At 41.2% G+C, this 21221-nt stretch carries 20 protein-coding genes; 11 read left to right on the top strand and 9 right to left on the bottom strand.

Annotated elements, in window-relative coordinates; genetic code table 11:
- Positions 1 to 899 precede the first annotated feature (899 nt).
- Complete coding sequence (locus ABIS04_RS07835) at positions 900 to 1583, top strand: class I SAM-dependent methyltransferase (protein ID WP_350433101.1); 684 nt, start codon at positions 900 to 902, stop codon at positions 1581 to 1583.
- A gap of 125 nt (positions 1584 to 1708) precedes the next feature.
- On the opposite strand, the gene ABIS04_RS07840 is transcribed toward ABIS04_RS07835, so the two are convergent.
- Positions 1709 to 1906: a hypothetical protein gene (locus ABIS04_RS07840; RefSeq protein WP_350433102.1), complete on the bottom strand. Its 198-nt coding sequence runs from the start codon at positions 1904 to 1906 to the stop codon at positions 1709 to 1711.
- A 107-nt stretch (positions 1907 to 2013) separates the two neighbouring features.
- The gene (locus ABIS04_RS07845; RefSeq protein WP_350433406.1) at positions 2014 to 2202 is read right to left on the bottom strand and encodes a LysR substrate-binding domain-containing protein; all 189 of its coding nucleotides are present in this window, start codon (positions 2200 to 2202) and stop codon (positions 2014 to 2016) included.
- 45 nt (positions 2203 to 2247) lie between these two features.
- Here ABIS04_RS07845 and ABIS04_RS07850 point away from each other — a divergent pair, with 45 nt between their 5' ends.
- Positions 2248 to 2646: an NAD(P)H-dependent oxidoreductase gene (locus ABIS04_RS07850; RefSeq protein ID WP_350433407.1), complete on the top strand. Its 399-nt coding sequence runs from the start codon at positions 2248 to 2250 to the stop codon at positions 2644 to 2646.
- Positions 2647 to 2871: 225 nt separating this feature from the next.
- Positions 2872 to 3726 carry a hypothetical protein gene (locus ABIS04_RS07855; RefSeq protein ID WP_350433103.1) on the top strand — a complete coding sequence of 285 codons (855 nt, stop codon included), beginning with the start codon at positions 2872 to 2874 and terminating at the stop codon, positions 3724 to 3726.
- A 550-nt stretch (positions 3727 to 4276) separates the two neighbouring features.
- Here ABIS04_RS07855 and ABIS04_RS07860 read toward each other — a convergent pair.
- The 4 genes from ABIS04_RS07860 to pdsR form a co-directional block, all read right to left on the bottom strand.
- The gene (locus ABIS04_RS07860; RefSeq protein WP_350433104.1) at positions 4277 to 4702 is read right to left on the bottom strand and encodes a hypothetical protein; all 426 of its coding nucleotides are present in this window, start codon (positions 4700 to 4702) and stop codon (positions 4277 to 4279) included.
- Positions 4703 to 4782: 80 nt separating this feature from the next.
- The gene (locus tag ABIS04_RS07865; RefSeq protein WP_350433105.1) at positions 4783 to 5973 is read right to left on the bottom strand and encodes a cystathionine beta-lyase; all 1191 of its coding nucleotides are present in this window, start codon (positions 5971 to 5973) and stop codon (positions 4783 to 4785) included.
- Positions 5974 to 6129: 156 nt separating this feature from the next.
- On the bottom strand, positions 6130 to 8301 hold the full coding sequence (pdsS, locus tag ABIS04_RS07870) for a proteobacterial dedicated sortase system histidine kinase (RefSeq protein ID WP_350433106.1): 2172 nt from the start codon (positions 8299 to 8301) through the stop codon (positions 6130 to 6132).
- A gap of 3 nt (positions 8302 to 8304) precedes the next feature.
- Positions 8305 to 8994 carry a proteobacterial dedicated sortase system response regulator gene (gene pdsR, locus ABIS04_RS07875; protein ID WP_140233985.1) on the bottom strand — a complete coding sequence of 230 codons (690 nt, stop codon included), beginning with the start codon at positions 8992 to 8994 and terminating at the stop codon, positions 8305 to 8307.
- Positions 8995 to 9030: 36 nt separating this feature from the next.
- On the opposite strand from pdsR, the gene ABIS04_RS07880 reads away from it, so the two are divergent.
- From ABIS04_RS07880 to ABIS04_RS07895, 4 genes are all read left to right on the top strand, one after another.
- The gene (locus ABIS04_RS07880) at positions 9031 to 9219 is read left to right on the top strand and encodes a hypothetical protein (RefSeq protein ID WP_350433107.1); all 189 of its coding nucleotides are present in this window, start codon (positions 9031 to 9033) and stop codon (positions 9217 to 9219) included.
- Positions 9220 to 9242: 23 nt separating this feature from the next.
- A complete protein-coding gene (gene pdsO, locus ABIS04_RS07885; RefSeq protein WP_350433108.1) occupies positions 9243 to 10004 on the top strand; it encodes a sortase-associated OmpA-like protein PdsO in 762 nt (253 codons plus the stop codon).
- 88 nt (positions 10005 to 10092) lie between these two features.
- Positions 10093 to 12261 (top strand): marine proteobacterial sortase target protein, encoded by a 2169-nt coding sequence (locus tag ABIS04_RS07890; RefSeq protein ID WP_350433109.1) that lies wholly within the window; start codon positions 10093 to 10095, stop codon positions 12259 to 12261.
- Positions 12262 to 12275: 14 nt separating this feature from the next.
- The gene (locus tag ABIS04_RS07895; protein ID WP_137221110.1) at positions 12276 to 12902 is read left to right on the top strand and encodes a class GN sortase; all 627 of its coding nucleotides are present in this window, start codon (positions 12276 to 12278) and stop codon (positions 12900 to 12902) included.
- A gap of 245 nt (positions 12903 to 13147) precedes the next feature.
- On the opposite strand, the gene ilvN is transcribed toward ABIS04_RS07895, so the two are convergent.
- From ilvN to ABIS04_RS07910, 3 genes are all read right to left on the bottom strand, one after another.
- On the bottom strand, positions 13148 to 13642 hold the full coding sequence (ilvN, locus tag ABIS04_RS07900; protein WP_350433408.1) for an acetolactate synthase small subunit: 495 nt from the start codon (positions 13640 to 13642) through the stop codon (positions 13148 to 13150).
- Positions 13642 to 15360 (bottom strand): acetolactate synthase 3 large subunit, encoded by a 1719-nt coding sequence (locus ABIS04_RS07905; protein WP_137221108.1) that lies wholly within the window; start codon positions 15358 to 15360, stop codon positions 13642 to 13644. The genes ilvN and ABIS04_RS07905 overlap by 1 nt, the downstream gene beginning before the upstream one ends.
- Before the next feature lie 445 nt (positions 15361 to 15805).
- Positions 15806 to 16975 carry a multidrug effflux MFS transporter gene (locus ABIS04_RS07910; RefSeq protein ID WP_137227287.1) on the bottom strand — a complete coding sequence of 390 codons (1170 nt, stop codon included), beginning with the start codon at positions 16973 to 16975 and terminating at the stop codon, positions 15806 to 15808.
- A 421-nt stretch (positions 16976 to 17396) separates the two neighbouring features.
- Between ABIS04_RS07910 and ABIS04_RS07915 the strand changes: the two genes are divergently transcribed.
- The 4 genes from ABIS04_RS07915 (at position 17397) to ABIS04_RS07930 (ending at position 21194) form a co-directional block, all read left to right on the top strand.
- Positions 17397 to 19136 (top strand): SulP family inorganic anion transporter, encoded by a 1740-nt coding sequence (locus ABIS04_RS07915; protein ID WP_350433409.1) that lies wholly within the window; start codon positions 17397 to 17399, stop codon positions 19134 to 19136.
- A gap of 216 nt (positions 19137 to 19352) precedes the next feature.
- Entirely contained in the window at positions 19353 to 19976 is a 624-nt protein-coding gene (locus ABIS04_RS07920; protein ID WP_137221104.1) for a 2OG-Fe(II) oxygenase, read from the top strand.
- A gap of 173 nt (positions 19977 to 20149) precedes the next feature.
- Positions 20150 to 20770, top strand: a complete 621-nt coding sequence (locus ABIS04_RS07925) for a GNAT family N-acetyltransferase (RefSeq protein ID WP_140233988.1) — start codon at positions 20150 to 20152, stop codon at positions 20768 to 20770.
- 19 nt (positions 20771 to 20789) lie between these two features.
- Entirely contained in the window at positions 20790 to 21194 is a 405-nt protein-coding gene (locus ABIS04_RS07930) for a hypothetical protein (RefSeq protein WP_140233989.1), read from the top strand.
- The last annotated feature ends 27 nt before the right edge of the window (positions 21195 to 21221 follow it).

Genomic DNA, 21221 nt, shown 5'->3' on the forward strand with positions numbered 1-21221 from the left:
CCCCGTCAACGACAATTTCAGCAATTTGGTGCAACTCGTCTTTAGTTTCTTTAGTTGCTCCCTCTGCCGCATGTAACGAGATCCCTTTTAATAACATTATAATCAGTCATGCCAACGCTTCTGGTTGGCAACTGTCATTGTCTTACAATGGCTGGCTTGATTTATTTCTGATTTATTTTGTTGTAACGGCCAGTGATAATGTAACGATAAAATAAGGTGCGCTTTTAGGTAGGCAAAGTGAGTCGTTACAACACTTTTCACACCGTTTTATCTTAAGGCTCATTGATTTCATGTCGGTGTACAATTTCATTTTGCCACAATATTGTACTCGTCATACTTCAGAAATACGAAGCTTGCTAATGAAAGCCTGAAGGCACCCTAGTGAGGGAACCAAAGATAAAGCGCTATTGCTCACAGAGCAGATGAGAAAGGATTTAAATATGTCGTTCGCTGTAATATAACTAATACCAATCCGCATTAGAATTTGCTCTTTTAGCGAAAATTATCAGAGAGGTATTCGAGGCAGCCTTTTGAAGACATAGTCGTTCTCGGCAACTGCTCCTGCGTTGCTCTACCTCCTGCATCCATGCAGTCGTACGTTAAGAAAGGCTAACAAAGAAGACCACTCTGATAAATTCGCCCTTCGGGGCAGTGTCACAACCCCCATTACTGCTTCAAATGACTTTGATGTAGAAGACTACACCTACAGTCATTTTCATTGTACTGGGCCTAGTGACGCAGCCTAAAATAGATCATATTCTAATAAGGATTGGTATAAAGGTTCTAAACAATATCACTTCATGTCAAAAGATTCGTAATCAGCATTGAGTTTCTTCTACACATTACGCCAAAGGCGGAATATCGAAGAATAAATTTGAACACATGAAAGGAGGCTTTTTGTGACAAATAGAAAAATGGTAAACACGAATTTGGATGTAGAACATCTAAACAAGCAAGAACAACACTGGGAAAGTATATTTTCCGGTAAACCCAATATGTTTGGAGAATCCCCAAGTGATGCGGCTGTAAAAGCTGTAGAAATATTTAAAAAAGAAGGTAAAACTAATGTCCTTGAAATTGGCGGTGGTCAGGGGCGAGATACCATGTTCTTTGCCGAAAATGGTATTTGTGTTCAGGTGCTAGATTATTGCCAGTCAGGTGTGCATGCTATAACAAAAAAAGCAGAAAATAATGCGCTTTCTCAATTGGTCACCGCGAGATGTCATGATATCAGAAATCCACTTCCTTATGAAAATGACTCATTTGATGCTTGTTTTTCCCATATGCTTTATTGCATGGCATTAACGACCAATGAGCTTGAGTTTCTCTCAAGTGAGATAAAACGAGTGTTAAAGCCGAGCGGGCTTAACATATACACAGTAAGGCATACTGGAGATTCTGATTATGGAACAGGAACCCGTATAGGAGAGGATATGTATGAAGTTGGCGGTTTTATTGTGCATTTTTTCTCAAAAGAAAAGGTAAGACAATTAGCTAAAGGGTATGAATTGGTTTCCGTTGATGAATTCGAAGAAGGTTCGTTACCAAGAAAGTTATTTCGTGTAACGTTGAGGAAGTCATAGCGGATGGAAGTTACCTAACGACTTAATAGTAAAAAATCAGCATGTCGGTATTAATGACCATTAGCAAAATACCTATTAGCAAAAATATCCCCAATATTCCCTCAACATAATAATTGAATCGTTTTTTAGGATTTGACCGCTTGTTTCATGAACTCAATAAACGAGCTGACCCTCTTTGACAGCTCTTTATTTCGGTAATAAACAATATTTATAGGTTGTTCAATTTTGAGTGTAGTAGTCGTGAATAACTGCACCAAGCGTCCTGCTTTAATATCTTGTTGTGTAAAGTCTGATAAGCACACAATTCCCGCACCGCACCGCACAACGCGAGCTGCCTTAACGTTTCTCCACTGTCGGCTTTAATATTGGTTTGAATATGCAGCAGGTTATTAAATGCATCGTAAATCGGCCAATGATTTAACTTTTCTAACTAGCTGAAACCTAATAACTGATGTTGCGTTAAATCTTCGACGGTTGTTGGTGTACCGTGTTTAGCTAAGTAATCAAAGCTAGCTAAGATCCTAATTTGACTTAACCCCAGTGGAGATGCTGTTAACGTCGAGTCTTTAAGTTCACCTATTCGAATGGCAATATCGGTTCGCTGCTCTAATAAATCGATGAGATTTTAATTATTTACTAACTCAATTAGTGAGCTTACGGCAGCATAGTTCAACAAACACCTGCTTGGTGGATGGGCGCACCGTGGATTGTTAAAAAATATATTGATGAAGTATTTACCATTGGCCATGGTCGTCTGTATCAAAGTGACGGACTCACCCGTAAAAATGCCGAGCACAAATATGGCTCTGCTGGGCTAATACAAGGCAAACAATACATGCTTAGCGTTACGTGGAACGCGCCTGTAGAAGCCTTTACCGATCCGAACCAGTTCTTTGAAGGTGTTGGTGTTGATGGGGTTTATTTGGCTATGCACAAAGCGCATCAGTTTTTAGGTATGTCACAACTTGAAACCTTTACGAGTAATGATGTGATTAAGAATCCAGATATTGAAAGCGATACGAGCCGTTATAAAGCCCATTTAACTCGTTTATTTGCTTCGTAATGTAACGATGGCATTAGTCTGCACATACCTACGCCCTGATGGAGCCAATGGTCTAAATCGACGCTATTTCTGGCGTGTTTAGCTCAACCTATAAAGTCTGCGACAGCGATTAGCATTATTGTAAAATAGTATTCCTATTAATAACTTGCTATTGTTCTGTAGGGGTTAAAAGTACCTTTATCACTAATGTTAAAGGTACGCTTTTAAAGAAGATGTGGATATTAAATGATTGATGCTGTTTGTACTTATGGTGGTGAAAGGCACACTTTTTCAATTTTGAAATTTCAGGTGTTACCTGAAACTGAAATTGAAAAATTTAGGCAGTTTTTACAATGCCCTGAGTGCGAAGGAAAAGCTTACTATCGTAAGAGAAGCTCAGACGGTAAAGCGGCGTGTTTTGGCTCTCGATATCATATTGCAGGATGCGATGAAGGCCATCCTTCAACTCAACGAGACCGTGAGACTCGGCATAGTGTAGAAGTGAATAAAGTCATTTCTGATGCTGATGTTATTAGCATTGATTTCATGTTGTTAAACAGCAAAACGTCAATCGCAGAGGCGCAAACTGTTGCCCCGAGATCAACCTCAACACCTCCCACAAAAAACGCTAATACAAGTGGCAAACACACTAGCAATATTGAACAAACCAAGGTCAAAGTATTAGGGCTGGAGAAAATACTCAATAGCTTAATGCGTGGCAGCGATTTAGCTGAATCGAGTACCCTGATTGAGCTTGATACTGGTTACAAATTCAAAGCCAAGAATTTATTTGTTAACTTTGCCGAGGCTGAGCCAAGTGCTAATGCCAAAGAAGCAAAGCCTAAAATGTATTGGGGTACGATTTCACATCTAGATAAAGAACTTGATTGGTTAAACCCATCTGATTGTAATGATGTTGGCATTCCTATCTCTAAATATAAATCCGCAATATTAGAACGCTTTAATGTATCGGAAGGGCGTCAGCTAGAAGGTGCGGGAATTATTCTATTTGGAAAATGCTTTTGGAACTCAAAAAAGACTCGAAAGATAATTGAACTGTGGAATGCAGACAGAATTTTCATTTCAGTACTAGAAGACTAATCTGGATTAAGCCGTTTAGCCATTAACGGCATATTGGCTTATATCACAATGTGTTGCTTACAAAATTGAAGCAGTTTTTTCATCAATGGCCTGTTTTGGATTCCTGTCGTGTTTGATGTACTTGCTGCATTTTTGCTATTAGATTGACCTTTGAGTCGATCTTCTCTTATTTTTCGCCTTTCATCAGCACGGTTCGCGACTTCGGCGAACTGTTGTCTTTGTGCCAATGTCATACTTGCCATAAAGCTCCGAAAAGGAACTTTAGGTGTGGCAGCGGCTAGATTGGTTTTTGGTGTGCTACACATAGTCATACTCTAGTTGGCAAATGCTGGTGTACTTAATAAGACCGAAAAGAGTGAGATAACATTTCATTGGTTGAGTATTTACATTTGGTGGGCGACATCACCAAGTATGTTCAGCCATTGTTTAAATTATTATTATTGATAATAAAAAGCCCTGAGGCGATAACGACTCAGGGCTTAGATTGTTGGTCATCTTAACTAACAAAGTATGTTCAACTTGCTTTTTTTAGCGCTCAAATTCGGATTTTTTAAATACGTGCCATGCGTTTAAGTAATAACAACCACAGTATAGGCAACAGTAATATATAGAAAAATAGCACTTTCGCCCCGATATCACCGTAGAACAAGGTGTTGTTTATAAACCTCACAATGCCCATAGGATCCCATGGCATGTAATGAATATTGCCGTGCAATAACATGGCACCTAAAATCACAATCGTAATGGCTATCCATTGTCTTGCAGGCTCGTAACTTTTCACTATAAACGCAGGAATTAACGCGGCTAAGCCGATACCAATAAAGTTCTGCGCAAGGTGAGATAGCAATGGATATTCACTGCTATTTAATCGCCACAATAAGTTGCCAGCAGCAGACTGGCCGATTGCCATGATACTTAATGCATAATAGCCTATGCTAAGGCACAGGCTGAGTATGACCAATTTGATGATATTCATTTATTTCCTTTTAATGTGAATATTTCATAAACGTTTTTTTGAAACAGTGTACAGATTTTACCGTCAATAGTGAGTAATGGCTATTTCTGTAATATTGCATTATATCGACTAAAGGCCGCATCAAGATCGGCAATTAAATCGTCAGTATCTTCAAGTCCAATATGTAAGCGTATTAATGGTTTGCTGCTATCCCATTGGGTGGCAGTGCGGATATTGTTAATACCAGACACGGCTAAAATCAAGCTTTCGAATCCCCCCCAAGAAAAGCCCATTTTAAAATGATTCATGTTTTCTACAAAAGCAGTGGTAGCGGATAAGTCGCCTTGCTTAAGTACAAACGAGAACAAACCATTACCACTACTAAAATCGCGTTTAAAAAACGCGTGACCTGGGCAAGTATCAAATGCAGGATGACGGACATGATCTACTTCAGGGCGGCTGGCTAACCAATTGGCTACCTTTAAAGCATTTTTATTATGCTGTGCCATACGAACTCCTAAGGTACGTAAGCCTCGCGCAGCTAAATAAACGTCATCCGGTGAGGTTGTTTGACCCATTAAGTAACTGTTTTCGCGCAGTTGCTCCCAATGCTGTTCATTGGCAGTGGCGGTACCCATCATTACATCTGAATGGCCGACAATGTACTTGGTGGCGGCTTGAATGGAAATGTCGACACCCATATCAAATGGGTGAGAATTAATCGGTGATGCCCAGGTATTATCTAGCATTACAATGACATTATGTTCGTGAGCGATACGGCTAAGCGTCGGTACATCCTGCACTTCCATGGTGATTGAACCTGGTGATTCTAAAAATAATACCTTGGTGTTAGGACGAATTAATTCGCGAATGCCTTCGCCAATCATCGGGTCGTAATAGGTGGTTTCGATGCCAAAACCTGCGAGCATTTTATTGCATAAGTCGCGGGTGGGTTCGTATGCTGTGTCGACCATCAATAAATGATCGCCACTTTTTAAAAATGACAATAGAGCGCTACTGATCGCGCCCGCACCAGAAGGGTACAATGCGGTGCCGGCACCTCCTTCAAGTTCGCTTATGGCTTGCTGGAATGAGAAATGAGTAGGGGTGCCACGACGACCATAAAACATTTCCCCATTGGTTTTGTTTTTTATCGCAAAACGCATCTCGTCCATGGTGTCAAACACCACTGTCGAAGCTCTGAATACGGGCGGATTGATAATGCCTTTAGTGAACTTTTTTTCGCGGCCAACGCTAACAATTTGGGTGGCTAACTTATCGTCTTTGCTCATGTAAATATTTCCAATGTTGGGCAGAGTTCATACTATTAATATAAGCGGTGTTAAGGCTTTAACAATATGACTAAATGCGCTGCGGTAAGAGATTTAATCCTTGTGTCATCCTAGCACCAAGTTGTTTAAATAAAAGTGCCTATTTGGCAAGCTTGACTATTTTTCATCACTGAGCGGTAAACTGAGGCTTATTTCAACTCCCTCGACCCCATTTTTTGCCATGTTAGTCGCTTTAATGGTGCCATGATGAAAATCACTGATTAGTCTCGCAATATACAAGCCTAATCCTAGATGTGGCTTACCATTAATGCCTTGAGGCCTGATTGACACCATCGATTCAAAAATCTGGCTGTTCATGTCTTTTGGCAATAAAGGACCAATGTTACTGACGGTTAATATCGCTTGTTTTTGATACTGGGTTAGGCTGACTGTAATGGCGCTGCTGGGCTGATGAAACTCAATTGCGTTGTTGATTAACTTATCCATTAACTGGGCGATGTATTCTGGTACACCGTCGCAATACATGGCTTTATCTTCAATGTGGATGCTAAAGAGCTGATCTGGATAAGTCATTTGATAGCCTTGCATGCAACCGCTAATCACTTTCTTTAATGAAAAACGACAGCTTTCAGCTTGGGTTAAACTGGCTTCGAGACGAGTTGCTTCGCTTAAGTTGTTTAAAATAAGATGCAAGCGACTCACACCTTCTTGGGCGCGGCTGACATACTTTTGTGATTGCTCATCCAGTTGTTGTAAGCCTAAATGTTCAAGTGAGCTACGCACCACGGCTACAGGGGTACGAAGTTCGTGCGATAAACGTGATGACATGTTTTCTAAATAATGAGTATATTGCCCTAAGCGGCTGACAATGCTAGAAAAGCTACGTGACAAGTCACCGATTTCATCTCGATTTTTGGATGCCACAATTTGTTGTCTTACGCGGCCCTGGCTGTCGATGGCTAATTCAGCTTGATCGCGTAGGCTACGGATGCGGCTTGAAATACTCGATGCAAAAATAAACAAGGCTAATGTGCCCATGCTCATAATGGTCAAAATAACGTTAAAGAGTTTTTCCAGTGCGCGGTTACGCAGGCTGCGAATGCCATGAGTGGTTTCTTCTGCAATAACCACTCCCATGACTTTATCGTCAATCCATATTGGGCTTGCAGCGGCTAATACTACAGCTTTGTTGTCTGGCGTTAAGCGCCATGTAGAGCCTTGTTTGCCACTTAAGGCTTTTTCAATGTGGCTGCCAGTCAGTTCGGTTGAGTCTTGCAGCGAATCGATAAAGTCTTGTGGCGGACGAGTCAATATTTTGTAGTACAAGGGCAGAATATATTGTTGCTTAAAGTGCAACCACAATGAGTCCGGTTGATTGACCTCAATATCATCTGCCCAGGTGTTGGACGATGAACGAATATCACCAGATTTTGCCAGTACGCGGCCATGATTATCGACCACCCAAATACGTGAACTGTTGTGGCTCATGCCTTTAATGATATTTTCAATTTCAGGCGAGGGCACTAATACCGTGCCTAAACTGGCTACTGAGTCGGTGGCCGATGTACCGATGACATTCACTAATTGCCGTGTTTTGCTATCGTTAACATTATGAATGGCAAAACCTAATTTGCTGCCTACCATTTCGAGCGGCAGCCTGAATTCAATATTGTATCCCTTATCTGTTTTTAACCACTGGCCTTGAATACGTGACTCAGGAGTAACAGGCATTGATTGGCTTGGATCAGCGGGTAGTTCAAATGCACTGAGCCAACCACTTTTAGTATTGGCAACAATATAACGCCTAAACTGACCGTCTGGTGATTGAGTTGCCATAACTAAGTGATCGTTTCTATCAATTCGTAAGCTTTTACGGTTACGAAAAATTAGGCTTGGATCATTGACCTTAAAAAAGCCGTATAAATAGCCGCCGTATTTGCCCACCATATGGCTAAAGCTGATATTGGCAGGGTCGGCTTTATTACGTTGATAAATAACATGTTCGTCAGAATAGTTAAGGGTGCGATGTCGGTATAAGTCCCAGTCACTCAGTTTACCGTCCAGTTGAATAGGCCCTGCTAGGGGGTAGGCATATAAGTCACGGCCTTTTTCTACTTGCTTTAAAAAACTGGCTTGGTTGTCAAATAATTTAGGCCGTTCATGCAAGGCAGTCGCAAGAGCTTGAGTGGTGCCTTCAAGGGTTTTTTCTTGGCCATAACGTAAGTACTTTTCCATTTCCCACACATATTCATACCCCAGCCAAGGTAGACAGAGTAAAAACAGCGACAAAATGACAACTTTGGCTCGTAGCCCTATCGGTAAATTCATCTGTTAGATATTGTCCCAGCGGTAACCCATGCCATAAACGGTATCGATACAGTCAAACTCGGTGTCGATGGCGATAAACTTTTTACGGATGCGTTTTACGTGAGAAGTAATAGTGCTGTCGTCGACGTAAATTTTAGCTTCTTGCATTAAATCTTGTCGACTGCGTACATGTCCTGGGTGTTTTGCCATGGCATGTACCATCCAAAATTCGGTGACGGTGAGTTCTATTGGGAGCGATTTCCAATACACCTGAATACGGTTGCCATCAATAGTGAGGTGACCGCGTTCGAGTAAGTTGTCTTCAATGGCACTTGAACCGATTAATTCAGAGCGGCGAAATAAGGCTGCAATACGGGCCATTAAGTGAGGAAAGCTGACATCTTTAGTTAAGTAGTCATCGGCACCTAAACGTAGGCCACACACAGTGTCAAAGTCGCTGTCTCTGGCGGTTAAAAAAATAATAGGTAAGCCGCTCGACATCGCCCTAAGTGCTTGGCATAGGGTAAATCCACCATCAATTTCATGCTCTAAGCCAATATCAATAATGGCTAAGTCAGGTAAGCGTGCATTAAAGGCGAGCATGGCTGCTGGGCGGTTGGCATAGGCTTGGACACTATAACCATGCTGTTGCAGAACATCTTTGTAGTTTTCGCGGATAGCGGTTTCGTCTTCAACAATGGCAATTCGTTTCATGGGATGATTTCAATTAATAAGTTGATAAATGGGTACATGGCTGACTATACAGGATTTTATGGTCCAAAAAAGCCGTTGACGGCAATTGCCATATTGTTGCCACATTTGATCGCCACATTGCCATTTTTGCTCCCCAATAAAGCCACCAATGAAGTGTTTAATAGCGACATAGAGTTAATCAGCAACGCATTAACTCATGTATTGATGATAACTATCATTTTTTAACTAACCGCTAAACGGGACTCTTTATGAAAAAGCAACTTATCGCAGCAACAATTATTTCTACCATGATGATTTCAAACGTCAGCTGGGCCAATGACACTGACTTGCCCGAAGAACGAGAACATACTGAAGAGTTAGTGGGTTTGAGCTCGGGCATTTTACTTGGCGCAGTCATTGCTGGGCCTGTTGGTGCCATTATTGGTGCATTTACGGGCACCTTTATTGGTAAATCAGTTGGTGATGAAGCAGAGCTCACCGTCCAGAAACAACAATTGGTGGAGCAAGAGCAACAATTAACTCAAACCAATGAGCAATTAATGGCTCTGACCACTAAGCAGCAGTCATTGGAGCAAGTGTCGGATAAGTATTATCAATTACAGTCTAGCTTGGCAGAACAAAATGCGAATCAACAACAAATACTTAATGAATTAACCATTGGGATGAATGTACAGTTTAAAACCGGATCGAGCCATATTGAGCCGTTATTTGAACAACAGTTAGATAATGTGGCTTACATGATGAGCTTGTCACCAGAATTAACCATTGATTTAACGGGCTATGCCGATCGCCGTGGTGATAATGATTTCAACCAAGCCTTGTCTGAACAGCGTTTAGCTGAAGTGACCCAATACCTAGCTGCACAAGGTATTGCTCGTGAGCGTTTGCACGGACAGGCTTATGGTTCAACGTTGCCAATGCATCAAGAACAAAATTTTGAAAACGACTTTTTTGACCGTCGCGTTACGCTCAAGTTATTGGCACCCGGTGCTGAACTTGCTGCTAACTAAATCTACCCGTCGATTTTCCTTTTTGTTTTGATATTACCCATCTAGGCGTAAACATTGATGTTGTAGCCTAAATGGGTAAGGAGCGAGTATGCGCCCGTTGTTTTTGATCTCACGTTTGTCTGTTAATTATATTGGTAAATTGTTGTGTTTCGGTTTGTTGTTTGTCGTTTATGCCAGTATCACAACGGCATTTGCATCTCCGTCTGGCTATCAAGATGACGATATCACCCAAGGCACATTAGAGTATTTTCAACAAAATCAAGTGATACAAGCTTTTGCGCTAGATACACAAGTGAGCATGGATGTGTCGGGATTACTCAATCGGGTCACGGTTAAGCAAGTGTTTATCAATGACTCCGATCAATGGGTTAATGGACGATACTTATTTCCGTTACCGGAAACGGCTGCGGTCGATAGTATGAAATTACGCATTGGCGACAAAGTCATCGCCGGACAAATTCAACCTAAAAAACAAGCATTACAAACGTTTGAAACCGCCAAAAAACAAGGTAAACAAGCGAGTTTGTTACAGCAACAACGACGCAACTTGTTTACTTCAGATGTGGCCAATTTAGGACCACATGAACAACTCGTGGTGGAAATTAGTTATCAACAAAAGGTTGAGTATCGTGATGGGCTATTTAGCTTACGTTTTCCATTAGCAATAACACCGCGTTATAACCCGCAAGCTGAGCGCACTACCGAGCAACCGCAATTGGCCATGCCATCGAGCGCTAATACGGCGACGACTGTTAAACACGTCAGGCCTGAACTAAATGTGAAGATGCAGGTGAACATTGATGCTGGTTTTGAACTAACGTCATTAAACAGTCTTTATCATCCGATTAAGCAATCTAATGTAGGCAATCATTACAGTGTGAACTTTGCCAGCAAACAAATTGCCGACCGTGATTTTGTGCTGCAATGGCAAGCTAATGTTGGCGCAGTACCACAAGCGGCGACATTTTATCAAACCGGTAAAACCCATGTGAAAGACAATAGTATTGAACGTGAACAGACAGCACAACGACAGCCTAACCCCGTTGATAATAATATGTACTCACTCTTGATGTTAATGCCGCCGAGTGTGGAAGTCAGCGAGCAACACCTTATTGCCCGCGAGCTAATTTTAGTCATCGATACCTCTGGTTCTATGTCTGGACAGTCAATCACTCAAGCTAAGCAAGCATTGCAATTTGCCCTTGCAGGACTGCGTGACATCGACAGCTTTAATATTATTGAATTTAATAGTGACGTAACCCTTTTATCTGCAACGCCATTGCCTGCTAATAGCCGTAATATTGGTAAAGCAAACCGATTTATTCAGTCATTAGAGGCCGACGGCGGCACCGAAATGCGCAGTGCATTACAAACTGCGCTGGTGTATAGCGTACAGCAAGATTCAGATCAAACCGATACACGCAGTGATATGTTGCGCCAAGTGATTTTTATGACAGACGGTGCCGTTGGCAATGAACATGAGTTGTATCAGCTTATTAACGATCAGTTGGGTGCCAGCCGATTATTCACGGTCGGTATTGGCTCTGCGCCTAACTCAGATTTTATGCGTCGGGCGGCAACAATGGGGCGAGGGACATTTACCTACATTGGCAATGAGTCTGAAGTGCAGCAAAAAATTGAACAATTACTTAATAAAATTGAACAACCCGTGTTGACCAATATTGGCTTGTATTATCTTGATGGCAGCGTACCGGATTATTGGCCGACGACTATTAGCGATTTATACCAAAATGAACCACTTTGGGTAAGCATTAAATCGGCGTCACACCAACAACAGCCCATCATAGTGTCTGGCAATATTAATGGTCAATATTGGCAGCAACAACTTGATTTTGAAGAAAACCAGGCTGCTAAGGGCATCGATTTATTATGGGCAAATGCACAAATAACATCACTTGAGCTTTATAAAGACAATGCCAGCCGAGATCGCGTCAATAAGCAAGTTGAAGCATTAGGCTTGTTGTATCACTTAGTGACCAGCCAAACCAGTTTAGTTGCTGTGGATGTCACTCCGGTTAATCCATTGATTGATAATCCTATAGATGTGCAGTTACAACCGCATATGCCCCATGGTTTAAATGCTGCTCAGTCGTCGCAAGTATTGCCACAAACCGGTACAGCTAGTCGATTATGGTTATTAATTGGTTTTAGTTTGCTTGGCTTAGGTTTGTTGCATTATTTATGGCTAAGACAACGCTTACCTGGCCAATTGTTAGTGATTGAATCACATGATTAAACAGGAGCGTAAATATGTCGCAAACAATATCACCGACCAAACATTGGATTGTGATTGCGCTGATAAGCGTAGTGGGATGCGCACTATTATTACAGGGAGGTTATATGCAAGCTAAAGCCCATTTTGCCCAATTTTTAATTGAACGTGCTTTTGAAAAAACCTTGGTAGATAGCCAACCTCATAAACCCTGGTCTTGGGCCGACACTCATCCGGTGGCTAAGATGCGTGTGTTGCAACAACACAATGATAGCTTGCAACCTTTAGGCAGTGACTTGTACGTATTAGCAGGGGCATCTGGGCGCAATTTAGCGTTTGGACCTGGGTTGATGTTAGCGGGAGCTTCGTTGGGTGAGCAGGGCAATATGATTATTGCTGGCCATCGAGACAGTCATTTTATGCGTTTACAGTACGTTAAGGTCGGCGACATGATTGAACTGTATAGCACTGCAGGGGAGCGAGTGTTATATCAAATTACTACCACCCATGTAGTGCATGAAACCGACTTAGATGTGCTGGCACCTACAGCCGAAAGTCACTTAACCTTGATAACCTGTTATCCATTCGATCAATTGAGTGGTAATGCCGAATACCGCTATATTGTTGAAGCTAAGCCAGTAGTGAGCAACCCTTTATACAGTTAACTCCAGTTATACAGTTAACCATAATTGCGATACCCAAAACTTGATAAATCTGTGGCTAATAAATATGTGTATTTTAAATATTGAGTCGTTTGAGAGAATGACAAATGGAAGGAAAAGTAAAACCTAAGGTTAGGCGGCTAATGTTTATAAGGTGTTTCGCTTAAATGGGCAATAAAAAAGCAGAGCGCTAATGGGCTCTGCTTTTTTGATATCAGAAAGCGACAACTACGCTTTCGTTATTGATATTAAGCTTTCATTGATTTTTCACCGCGAGCTAATCCCACTACACCAGAACGTGATATTTCAATCACCTTGGTGGTATCGCCAATAGCATGGATAAACGCATCAATTTTATCACTGGTTCCCACCATTTGGATGGTATACAGGCTTGCTGTTACATCGACAATTTGACCACGGAATATATCTGCTGTGCGCTTAACTTCTTCGCGCTGTTCGCCTTGGGCTTTGACTTTAATTAAGGCTATTTCACGTTCAATATAAGCCGACTCAGTTATGTTAGCCACTTTCAAAATATCGATAAGCTTGTGCAATTGTTTTTCAATTTGCTCAAGGATATTTTCATTGGCAATCACAGTAATATTTAAGCGTGACAAGGTCACATCTTCAGTCGGCGCAACGGTTAAGCTTTCGATGTTGTAGCCACGTTGAGAAAATAATCCCACGACTCGTGACAATGCGCCTGGTTGGTTTTCAAGTAATACAGAAATAATACGACGCATTAGCTTTTCTCCGTTTTGCTTAGCCACATTTCGTTCATTGCACCGCCGCGAATGAGCATTGGATAGACGTGTTCAGTTTCGTCTACGCTGATATCAACGAATACTAACTTGTCTTTCATTGCCAACGCTTCAGCTAACTTAGATTCAAGTTCATCTGGGTGATCAATGTTCATTCCTACATGGCCATAAGCTTCTGCGATTTTTGCAAAATTAGGTACTGAGTCCATGTAAGATTGTGAATGACGACCTGAGTAAATCATGTCTTGCCATTGTTTCACCATACCAAGGAAGCGATTGTTTAAATTGATGATTTTAACCGGAGTATCGTATTGCAGCGCAGTTGAAAGCTCTTGAATATTCATTTGAATAGAACCGTCACCAGTGACACAAACAACCGTAGCGTCAGGGTACGCCATTTTAACGCCCATCGCCGCAGGTAAACCAAAGCCCATGGTGCCTAATCCACCAGAGTTAATCCATCGGCGAGGCTTATCAAACGGGTAATATAAGGCGGCAAACATTTGGTGCTGGCCGACATCTGAAGCCACGTAAGCATCACCATTGGTGAGTTTATACAAGGTCTCAATCACTTGCTGTGGTTTGATTCTATCTGTTGTGCGATCAAACTCTAAACTCTTGCGTGAGCGCCAAATTTCAATATCGTTCCACCATGCAGCCATAGCGTCAGCATCATTGGTTTTATTGGTTTCATCAAGCAGCGCTAACATGCTGTCTAGAATATTGTCTGCTGAACCAACAATCGGAATATCGACTCTAATGGTTTTTGAAATAGACGATGGATCAATATCGATGTGCAAAATAGTCGCATTAGGACAATACTTTTCAACATTGTTTGTTGTACGGTCGTCGAAACGGACTCCAATACCAAAAATTAAATCGGTGTTGTGCATTGCCATGTTAGCTTCGTATAACCCATGCATCCCTAGCATGCCTAAACTCTGCTTATGAGTGCCAGGAAACGCGCCTAAGCCCATTAAGGTACTCACGACGGGGATGTTTAAGCGTTCAGCAAGGGCAAGAATCTGTGCATCACAACCAGAAATAACCGCGCCACCACCAACGTATAATACCGGTTTTTTAGCAGCTAACAGAGCTTGTAAACCTCGGCGAATTTGACCTTTATGGCCTACCGTTGTTGGATTATATGAGCGCATTTTAACGCTGTCTGGGTAAACATAATCATGCAGTATATCTGGGCTTAAACAGTCTTTTGGTAAATCGATGACCACAGGGCCTGGGCGACCTGTTGCGGCAATGAAAAAAGCTTTTTTAACTGTTTCAGGTATGTCTTTAGCATCGGTGACTAAAAAGCTGTGCTTTACGATAGGGCGAGAAATACCAATCATGTCGCATTCTTGGAAGGCATCATTACCAATTAAATTACTCGGTACTTGACCTGATAACACCACTAATGGGATTGAATCCATGTAAGCGGTAGCAATACCTGTAATGGCGTTGGTAGCACCGGGGCCTGAAGTCACTAACACAACTCCAACTTTACCTGTAGCGCGGGCATAGCCATCAGCCATATGTACGGCTGCTTGTTCATGACGAACTAGGATGTGTTCGATACCGGATATTTTATGCAGAGAATCGTAGATGTCTAACACCGAACCGCCGGGATAACCGAAGATATGGCTGACACCTTCATCTATTAATGAGCGCACGATCATACTCGCGCCAGAAAGCTTTTCCATGAAATGAGTCCTTTTAAGTTACCGTATGGTAAACAGTATCTTGTATACAACGACGGTAATCGCTTTAAAAAATAAGTTTGAAGGGTAATTCAAACTCGTAGATTGAAGTTGCCATCGCAATATTCAATAGTGGGTTTCATTGCTACTTACTAAGTAACTAGCCTCCATCTTATGTAAATTTAAATTTACTGCAACCACTTTAGTTAATTATTTTTAAAGGTTGAAATAGTTTCATGTTTATGATTTTTTTGGTAGGAGTGTTATGGCCAACGAAAGGCAATGACTGTACCTAATTGGATTGTGTTGTATTAACGTCTATAAATTACCTTATACGTTATATGCTTAAGACTGAAAACGTTTAACCACACATAAAAAGACCACTAAATAGTGGTCTTTTTATGTGTGGTTATTATTGGTAATGTGGTGAGTATTTAAATGATTAGCGTTAATCTAGTTGAGGTGATTTTGGCAGTGTGCTTTGAAAAAACTGACATACCCCGACTAATACTACTGCGCCAAGCATTAACGCTGAAAAAGGTACTGCGCTGCCGTCATAAAAATATGCTAGCAAGGGCCCTGCAACGGCGCCAAATCCAAATCTGAGGGTGCCAATGACGGCCGTTGCGGTACCGGTTTCTTTCTGGAATTTCATTAACACAATGGCATCGGCATTAACCGACATAATCCCTAGAGAACCCATTAATGGGATCAGCATTGCCACCGTAAAATGATAACTTAATTCAAATACATTAACCGCTAACAAGCCTGTTGCCGATAGGATGCCGAAAAATGTTGCTACATGTAACATCCGTTTTGAGCCGAATTGGGTCACTACTTTAGAGTTCACAATATTGGCGAGCATTAGGGCTCCCACGTTGGTGCTAAATAATATAGCAAACAATGACTTATCTAACTTAAAAACTTCCATGTAGATAAATGGTGAAGCGGTTAAGTAGCAGAAAAATGCAAATGAAGTTAATACGCCGCTAGATAAATTAAGTTTAACGCCGCTACGGGCAAACACTGTGTAATAGCCCCCTAAAAATGATTTTTGACTGCGACCACCTAGGTCTTTATCGCTGGGCATTTTAAGTTTAAACAATATTAACGCCAATAAGGTTATGGCATAACAGCTTTGGCTTAAAAAGATCATATGCCAATCGCCAACTTCCATGATTAAGCTGCCCAATGTTGGGGCAAGTAATGGTGCTAACATCATAATTAAGCTGACATAAGACATGCCTTTTGCGGTATTTTGACCATAAATTTCTTTAATATAACCCGGAACCACAACCGTGGCAGCAGCACCTATGAGTGCTTGAGCAAAACGTAATACTAAAAATTGTTCAATACTGGTACTGAGTGAAATTAACAAACTGATTAGGGTGAAGCCTAATAATCCAAATATGACCAGTGGTCTACGACCAATTTTATCGGCTAAAGGACCAAAAACCAGCATACCTAATGCATAACCCGCCAGGTAAATACTGAGAGACTGTTGTACTGTGGTGACATCAGTGTCGAAGCCCAATGCCAAAACCGACATTGCTGGTAAATACATGTCGATAGCTAATGGCGTTATTGCAACAATGGCGGCAAGCATAGGAATTAGCATTGCTAAATGAGGTATACCAACAGGAATTGAAGAATTGGGCTTTAATGGCGATACCAAGTGAACCTCGTGTGCTTTGTCGTTACGGCAGAAATTTCGGTTTGTCAGGCGTTAGTTTAACATGATAAATAACATTTATTGATGTTGATTCTGTAATGAATAATGTTGAAATGTGGTGTCTTTATATGTATTGACTGTGGATATTTACGGCACATAAATACCCATTTTTTAATTAATACTCTCTGTTAACTGACTTAGTGATTGAACCTAAAGTTAAGCCTAATTACGCTTAATATTCTATTTTTAATACAATATGATGTAATCACTCGTGAATATGTCGTAATTAATTTGAAATAAAACTATGATTACTGTCTAAATAATTATCATTGAGGTGGTTGTGATACTGAGTCGGTTGTATGGTGTTATGCCTGGGTTAGAGACCTTTTCTCGTTACGAGCGAAGCTGGCTTAAAGATGATGTTCGCGCAGGTTTGTCTGTTGCCGCTGTCGCTTTACCTGTGGCCATTGCTTATGCACAATTAACGGGTGTTAATGCTGCGGTGGGTTTGTATTCCTGTGTATTGCCGATGATAATTTATGCCTTATTTGGCACCTCAAGACAACTTATCGTTGGCCCTGATGCTGCAACGTGTGCAGTTATAGCGGCTGTTGTAACACCTCTAGCCGCTGGAGACAGCCTTAAACATTGGCAATTAGTGATGACCATGACCGTGATGACGGGGTTTTGGTGTTTAATTGCCAGCCGGTTTAAATTAGGCGTTTTAGCTGACTTTCTGTCTAAGCCGATTTTAATGGGGCTTCTTAACGGTGTGGCTATTACTATTATAGTAGGGCAGTTTTCTAAAATTTTCGGTTTTACCTTTGATGAAAAATACTTACTTGAACGTTTAGGTGGTGCGCCAAGCTATTTATCGCAAACTCATATACCAACACTATTAATGGCGATTCTTACTGTCATTGTTTATTTTGTGATGAAACGCTTAAAGCCTAATTGGCCAGCGTCCATGTTTGCTATTTCTGCTGGGGCAGCACTCGTGTGGGCTTTCCATTTAACGGATTATGATATTGCGGTTATTGGCAGTGTAGCGGCTGGTTTGCCCACCTTCCAAGCGCCGGTATTTAATATTGGTATTGCGCGTGAACTGGTGATGCCAGCACTTAACTTAGCTATGGTTAGTTTTGTGAGTATGATGCTGACAGCCCGTAGTTTTGCCGCTAAAAATGGTTACGAAATTGATGCCGACAAAGAGTTTAAAGCATTAGGGTTAGCGAATATAGCCTCTGCTTTATCGCAAGGTTTTGCGGTGAGTGGTGCAGATTCTCGTACCGCAGTGAACGATGAAAATGGTGGTAAAACCCAATTGGTCTCGGTAATAGCTGCAGTGTTGATTGCCTTTGTGGCAATATTTTTAACTGCGCCATTAGAGTTTATTCCCAGCGCAGCCTTAGGGGTTGTATTGGTGATTGCGTCCATACATTTAATTGATTTGAAATCTCTCTGGGGATTACGTTTACGCGACCGCCAAGCATTTTATCTCGCATTAACGACTTTCTTTGCCGTACTGTTTATCGGCGTTATTCCAGGTATTACCTTAGCCGTTTTATTGGGTTTATTTCAATTTCTTAGAACCGTAATGCGCCCAACAGACCAAGTACTTGGGCTTGATGCCAAAGGAATTATTCGCAGTATCGACAGCAGTGACAAAGCCGCTCCGATCCCTGGAATATTTATTTACCGGTTTAATTCTCCGCTAACCTATTTTAATGCGACTTACTTTAAACGACGTTTACTTGAGCGTTTTGCAAGGCAAAATCAGTTGGAAAGCATCGATTGTGTGATTATTGATGCAGTACCATGTTTTACTCATTTAGATTTAAGTGTAATGGCGATGCTGGCTGATATAGACGTGTTACTGCGAAAGCGCGGTGTCAGTTTAGTATTGGCTGGGCGAAAGCGTCAGTTGATTAGCTGGTTTGAGCAAACTGATATGGTATCTGGGGACGAGGGGATTACCATTCGTTCTGACTTATATTTAGCATTAAAACTTCACCAAAGTCATATTGCTGCAACCGAAGCGCTGGAATTAAAGAAGGCTTCGGATAATGAATCTACCGAGTCGGTATTGACTCATAGTCAGATTTAACTGTTTGATATTAAATATTTTGTTTTAAACTTCTGAATTTTAAAGTTTTTTATATGTGTTGTCGCAGGTGGCTTTATTCTATACACTCGCTGCAAACGATCTGAGTATGGCAATCATACTGAGTTATGACGCCCCCTCGAAAATCAGGCCCTTGATGTCCTTTCTGAGCCCTTGAGTACAGTAAAAAGCGTAGTCTATTTATTGGATATGGCATGTATGGTTTCGCAAGTAAGTGAAGCAATGCTGGATGTGATCGCAGATGCGTTAGTCGAAAAGGGTTACATCCTTTTATCTGACATCATTCCTGAGTATGTAAGCTCAGCTTTGCTTGTAAAAATGCATGCTGAACAAGACATAAATTTTAAAAAAGCCGCTATCGGACGTGGTGTTGAACAACAAATCAACAGTGACATTCGTTCGGATAAAATCAGTTGGTTAGAAGAACAAGATCATGTTGACCGTGAATATTTAGCGATTATGAGCCAATTGAAAGATGGTTTAAACCGACGTCTATTTATGGGGTTATTTGATTTTGAAAGTCATTATGCTGTTTATGAACCGGGTGGTTTTTATAAAAAACACGTCGATGCACTTAGTGGTAGCCAAAATCGTATTTTATCAACAGTATTTTTTTTGAATCCTGATTGGCACAACAATGACGGCGGTGAATTGATTATTTATGATGAAGCCGATTTCCCCTTAGAAGTGATTAATCCGCAAATGGGCACTTTGGTGCTGTTTTTAAGTGAACGATTCCCACATGAAGTTAGGCCGACAATGAAAACCCGCAATAGTATTGCTGGTTGGTTTAGAGTGAGTCACGCCAATCACGGTTTTTGATCAAGCGATTACGTGCTTCTCGATACCTATTTGGCAATCGCTATTTATTAATAGCATTTAATCTTACGATAAGAATACTGTTTTACACTATTGATGAAAAACATTGCTGTTACTAGCTGTAAATCTATATGCAGTTAAGGTAATGTAACCTTTTACATTAGAGGAACGTTAATTTGAGCTGGATTAATAGACTAGATTGCTTGATAGGCGAACATGTGATTTTAGAGCCGCTGTCATTAGATCACGTTCCTGGTTTAACTCTAGCTGCCAGCGATGGTGAGTTATGGAAGCTGTGGTTTACACAAATTCCCAATGCCGAAGGCATGAAAGCGTATGTTGAATATGCTTTAACCTGCGAAAATAATGGTGAAGCGGTTGCGTTTGCAGTGCGTGATAAAGTCTCTGGAAATATCATCGGTTGTACTCGCATTTGCCACTGGGACCAACCGAATCGCAGACTCGAAATTGGCTACACTTGGTATGCGAAATCCTATCAACGCAGTGCCATTAATACTGAATCCAAATTATTGTTACTCCGTTATGCATTTAACACTTTAGATGCAATTGCCGTTGAGTTCAGAACGCATTGGTGCAATCACGCCTCTCGAAATGCTATTGAGCGTTTGGGGGCAAAGCAAGATGGCATATTACGCAATCATAAAATTCAAGCAGACGGGACTATTCGTGACACGGTGATATTTTCGATTATTGAAACCGAATGGCCTCAAGTTGAACATTTTTTAACATCTCGTTTAGCGCATTATCAATTGTTAACATTATCTACTACTTTCTAAAAGACGAAGGGAAACAACCATGAACAAACCTGCTATGTGGATTTTTACGGTATCGGCTATGTGTGTGAGTATCACTGCACAAGCGGAAAGTGCAGCAGAAAAAGCATTTACTGATGAGTTACTTGAATGTGCAGCATATTATCAAATTAGTTCAGAAGCGATAGGCGCGATGAATGCTCCACAAATGAAAGCTGTGGGAGAGCGTTTAAAAACCTCTGCAGTTGATGCCGTGAAGATTGCTGGTAAGTATCGTGACCCTGCACAAGTTGATAAAGATGTAGTAACAGCTAAACAAAAACAAATTGCTCAACTAGGTGGGTCTAATAACTTAGGCGGCTTGATGTCAAAATACAAAGATTCTTGTAAATCGATAGTGACTGACCCACAAAAACGTTTAGATTATTGGACTATGGCAACAATGTAATGGGTTACTAAGTCTTTAGAAAATAAC

The organism is Shewanella sp. H8, assembly GCF_040285065.1.
Lineage (GTDB): Bacteria > Pseudomonadota > Gammaproteobacteria > Enterobacterales > Shewanellaceae > Shewanella > Shewanella polaris.

Coding starts and splice junctions, on each gene's coding strand:
- ABIS04_RS07860 (WP_350433104.1), bottom strand. CDS start 4,702: ATGAATATCATCAAATTGGTCATACTCAGCCTGTGCCTTAGCATAGGC.
- ABIS04_RS07930 (WP_140233989.1), top strand. CDS start 20,790: ATGAACAAACCTGCTATGTGGATTTTTACGGTATCGGCTATGTGTGTG.
- ABIS04_RS07895 (WP_137221110.1), top strand. CDS start 12,276: ATGTCGCAAACAATATCACCGACCAAACATTGGATTGTGATTGCGCTG.
- ABIS04_RS07905 (WP_137221108.1), bottom strand. CDS start 15,360: ATGGAAAAGCTTTCTGGCGCGAGTATGATCGTGCGCTCATTAATAGAT.
- ABIS04_RS07865 (WP_350433105.1), bottom strand. CDS start 5,973: ATGAGCAAAGACGATAAGTTAGCCACCCAAATTGTTAGCGTTGGCCGC.
- ilvN (WP_350433408.1), bottom strand. CDS start 13,642: ATGCGTCGTATTATTTCTGTATTACTTGAAAACCAACCAGGCGCATTG.
- pdsS (WP_350433106.1), bottom strand. CDS start 8,301: ATGAATTTACCGATAGGGCTACGAGCCAAAGTTGTCATTTTGTCGCTG.
- ABIS04_RS07855 (WP_350433103.1), top strand. CDS start 2,872: ATGATTGATGCTGTTTGTACTTATGGTGGTGAAAGGCACACTTTTTCA.
- ABIS04_RS07890 (WP_350433109.1), top strand. CDS start 10,093: ATGCGCCCGTTGTTTTTGATCTCACGTTTGTCTGTTAATTATATTGGT.
- pdsO (WP_350433108.1), top strand. CDS start 9,243: ATGAAAAAGCAACTTATCGCAGCAACAATTATTTCTACCATGATGATT.
- ABIS04_RS07920 (WP_137221104.1), top strand. CDS start 19,353: ATGGTTTCGCAAGTAAGTGAAGCAATGCTGGATGTGATCGCAGATGCG.
- ABIS04_RS07910 (WP_137227287.1), bottom strand. CDS start 16,975: ATGCTAATTCCTATGCTTGCCGCCATTGTTGCAATAACGCCATTAGCT.
- ABIS04_RS07880 (WP_350433107.1), top strand. CDS start 9,031: ATGGCTGACTATACAGGATTTTATGGTCCAAAAAAGCCGTTGACGGCA.
- ABIS04_RS07915 (WP_350433409.1), top strand. CDS start 17,397: ATGCCTGGGTTAGAGACCTTTTCTCGTTACGAGCGAAGCTGGCTTAAA.
- pdsR (WP_140233985.1), bottom strand. CDS start 8,994: ATGAAACGAATTGCCATTGTTGAAGACGAAACCGCTATCCGCGAAAAC.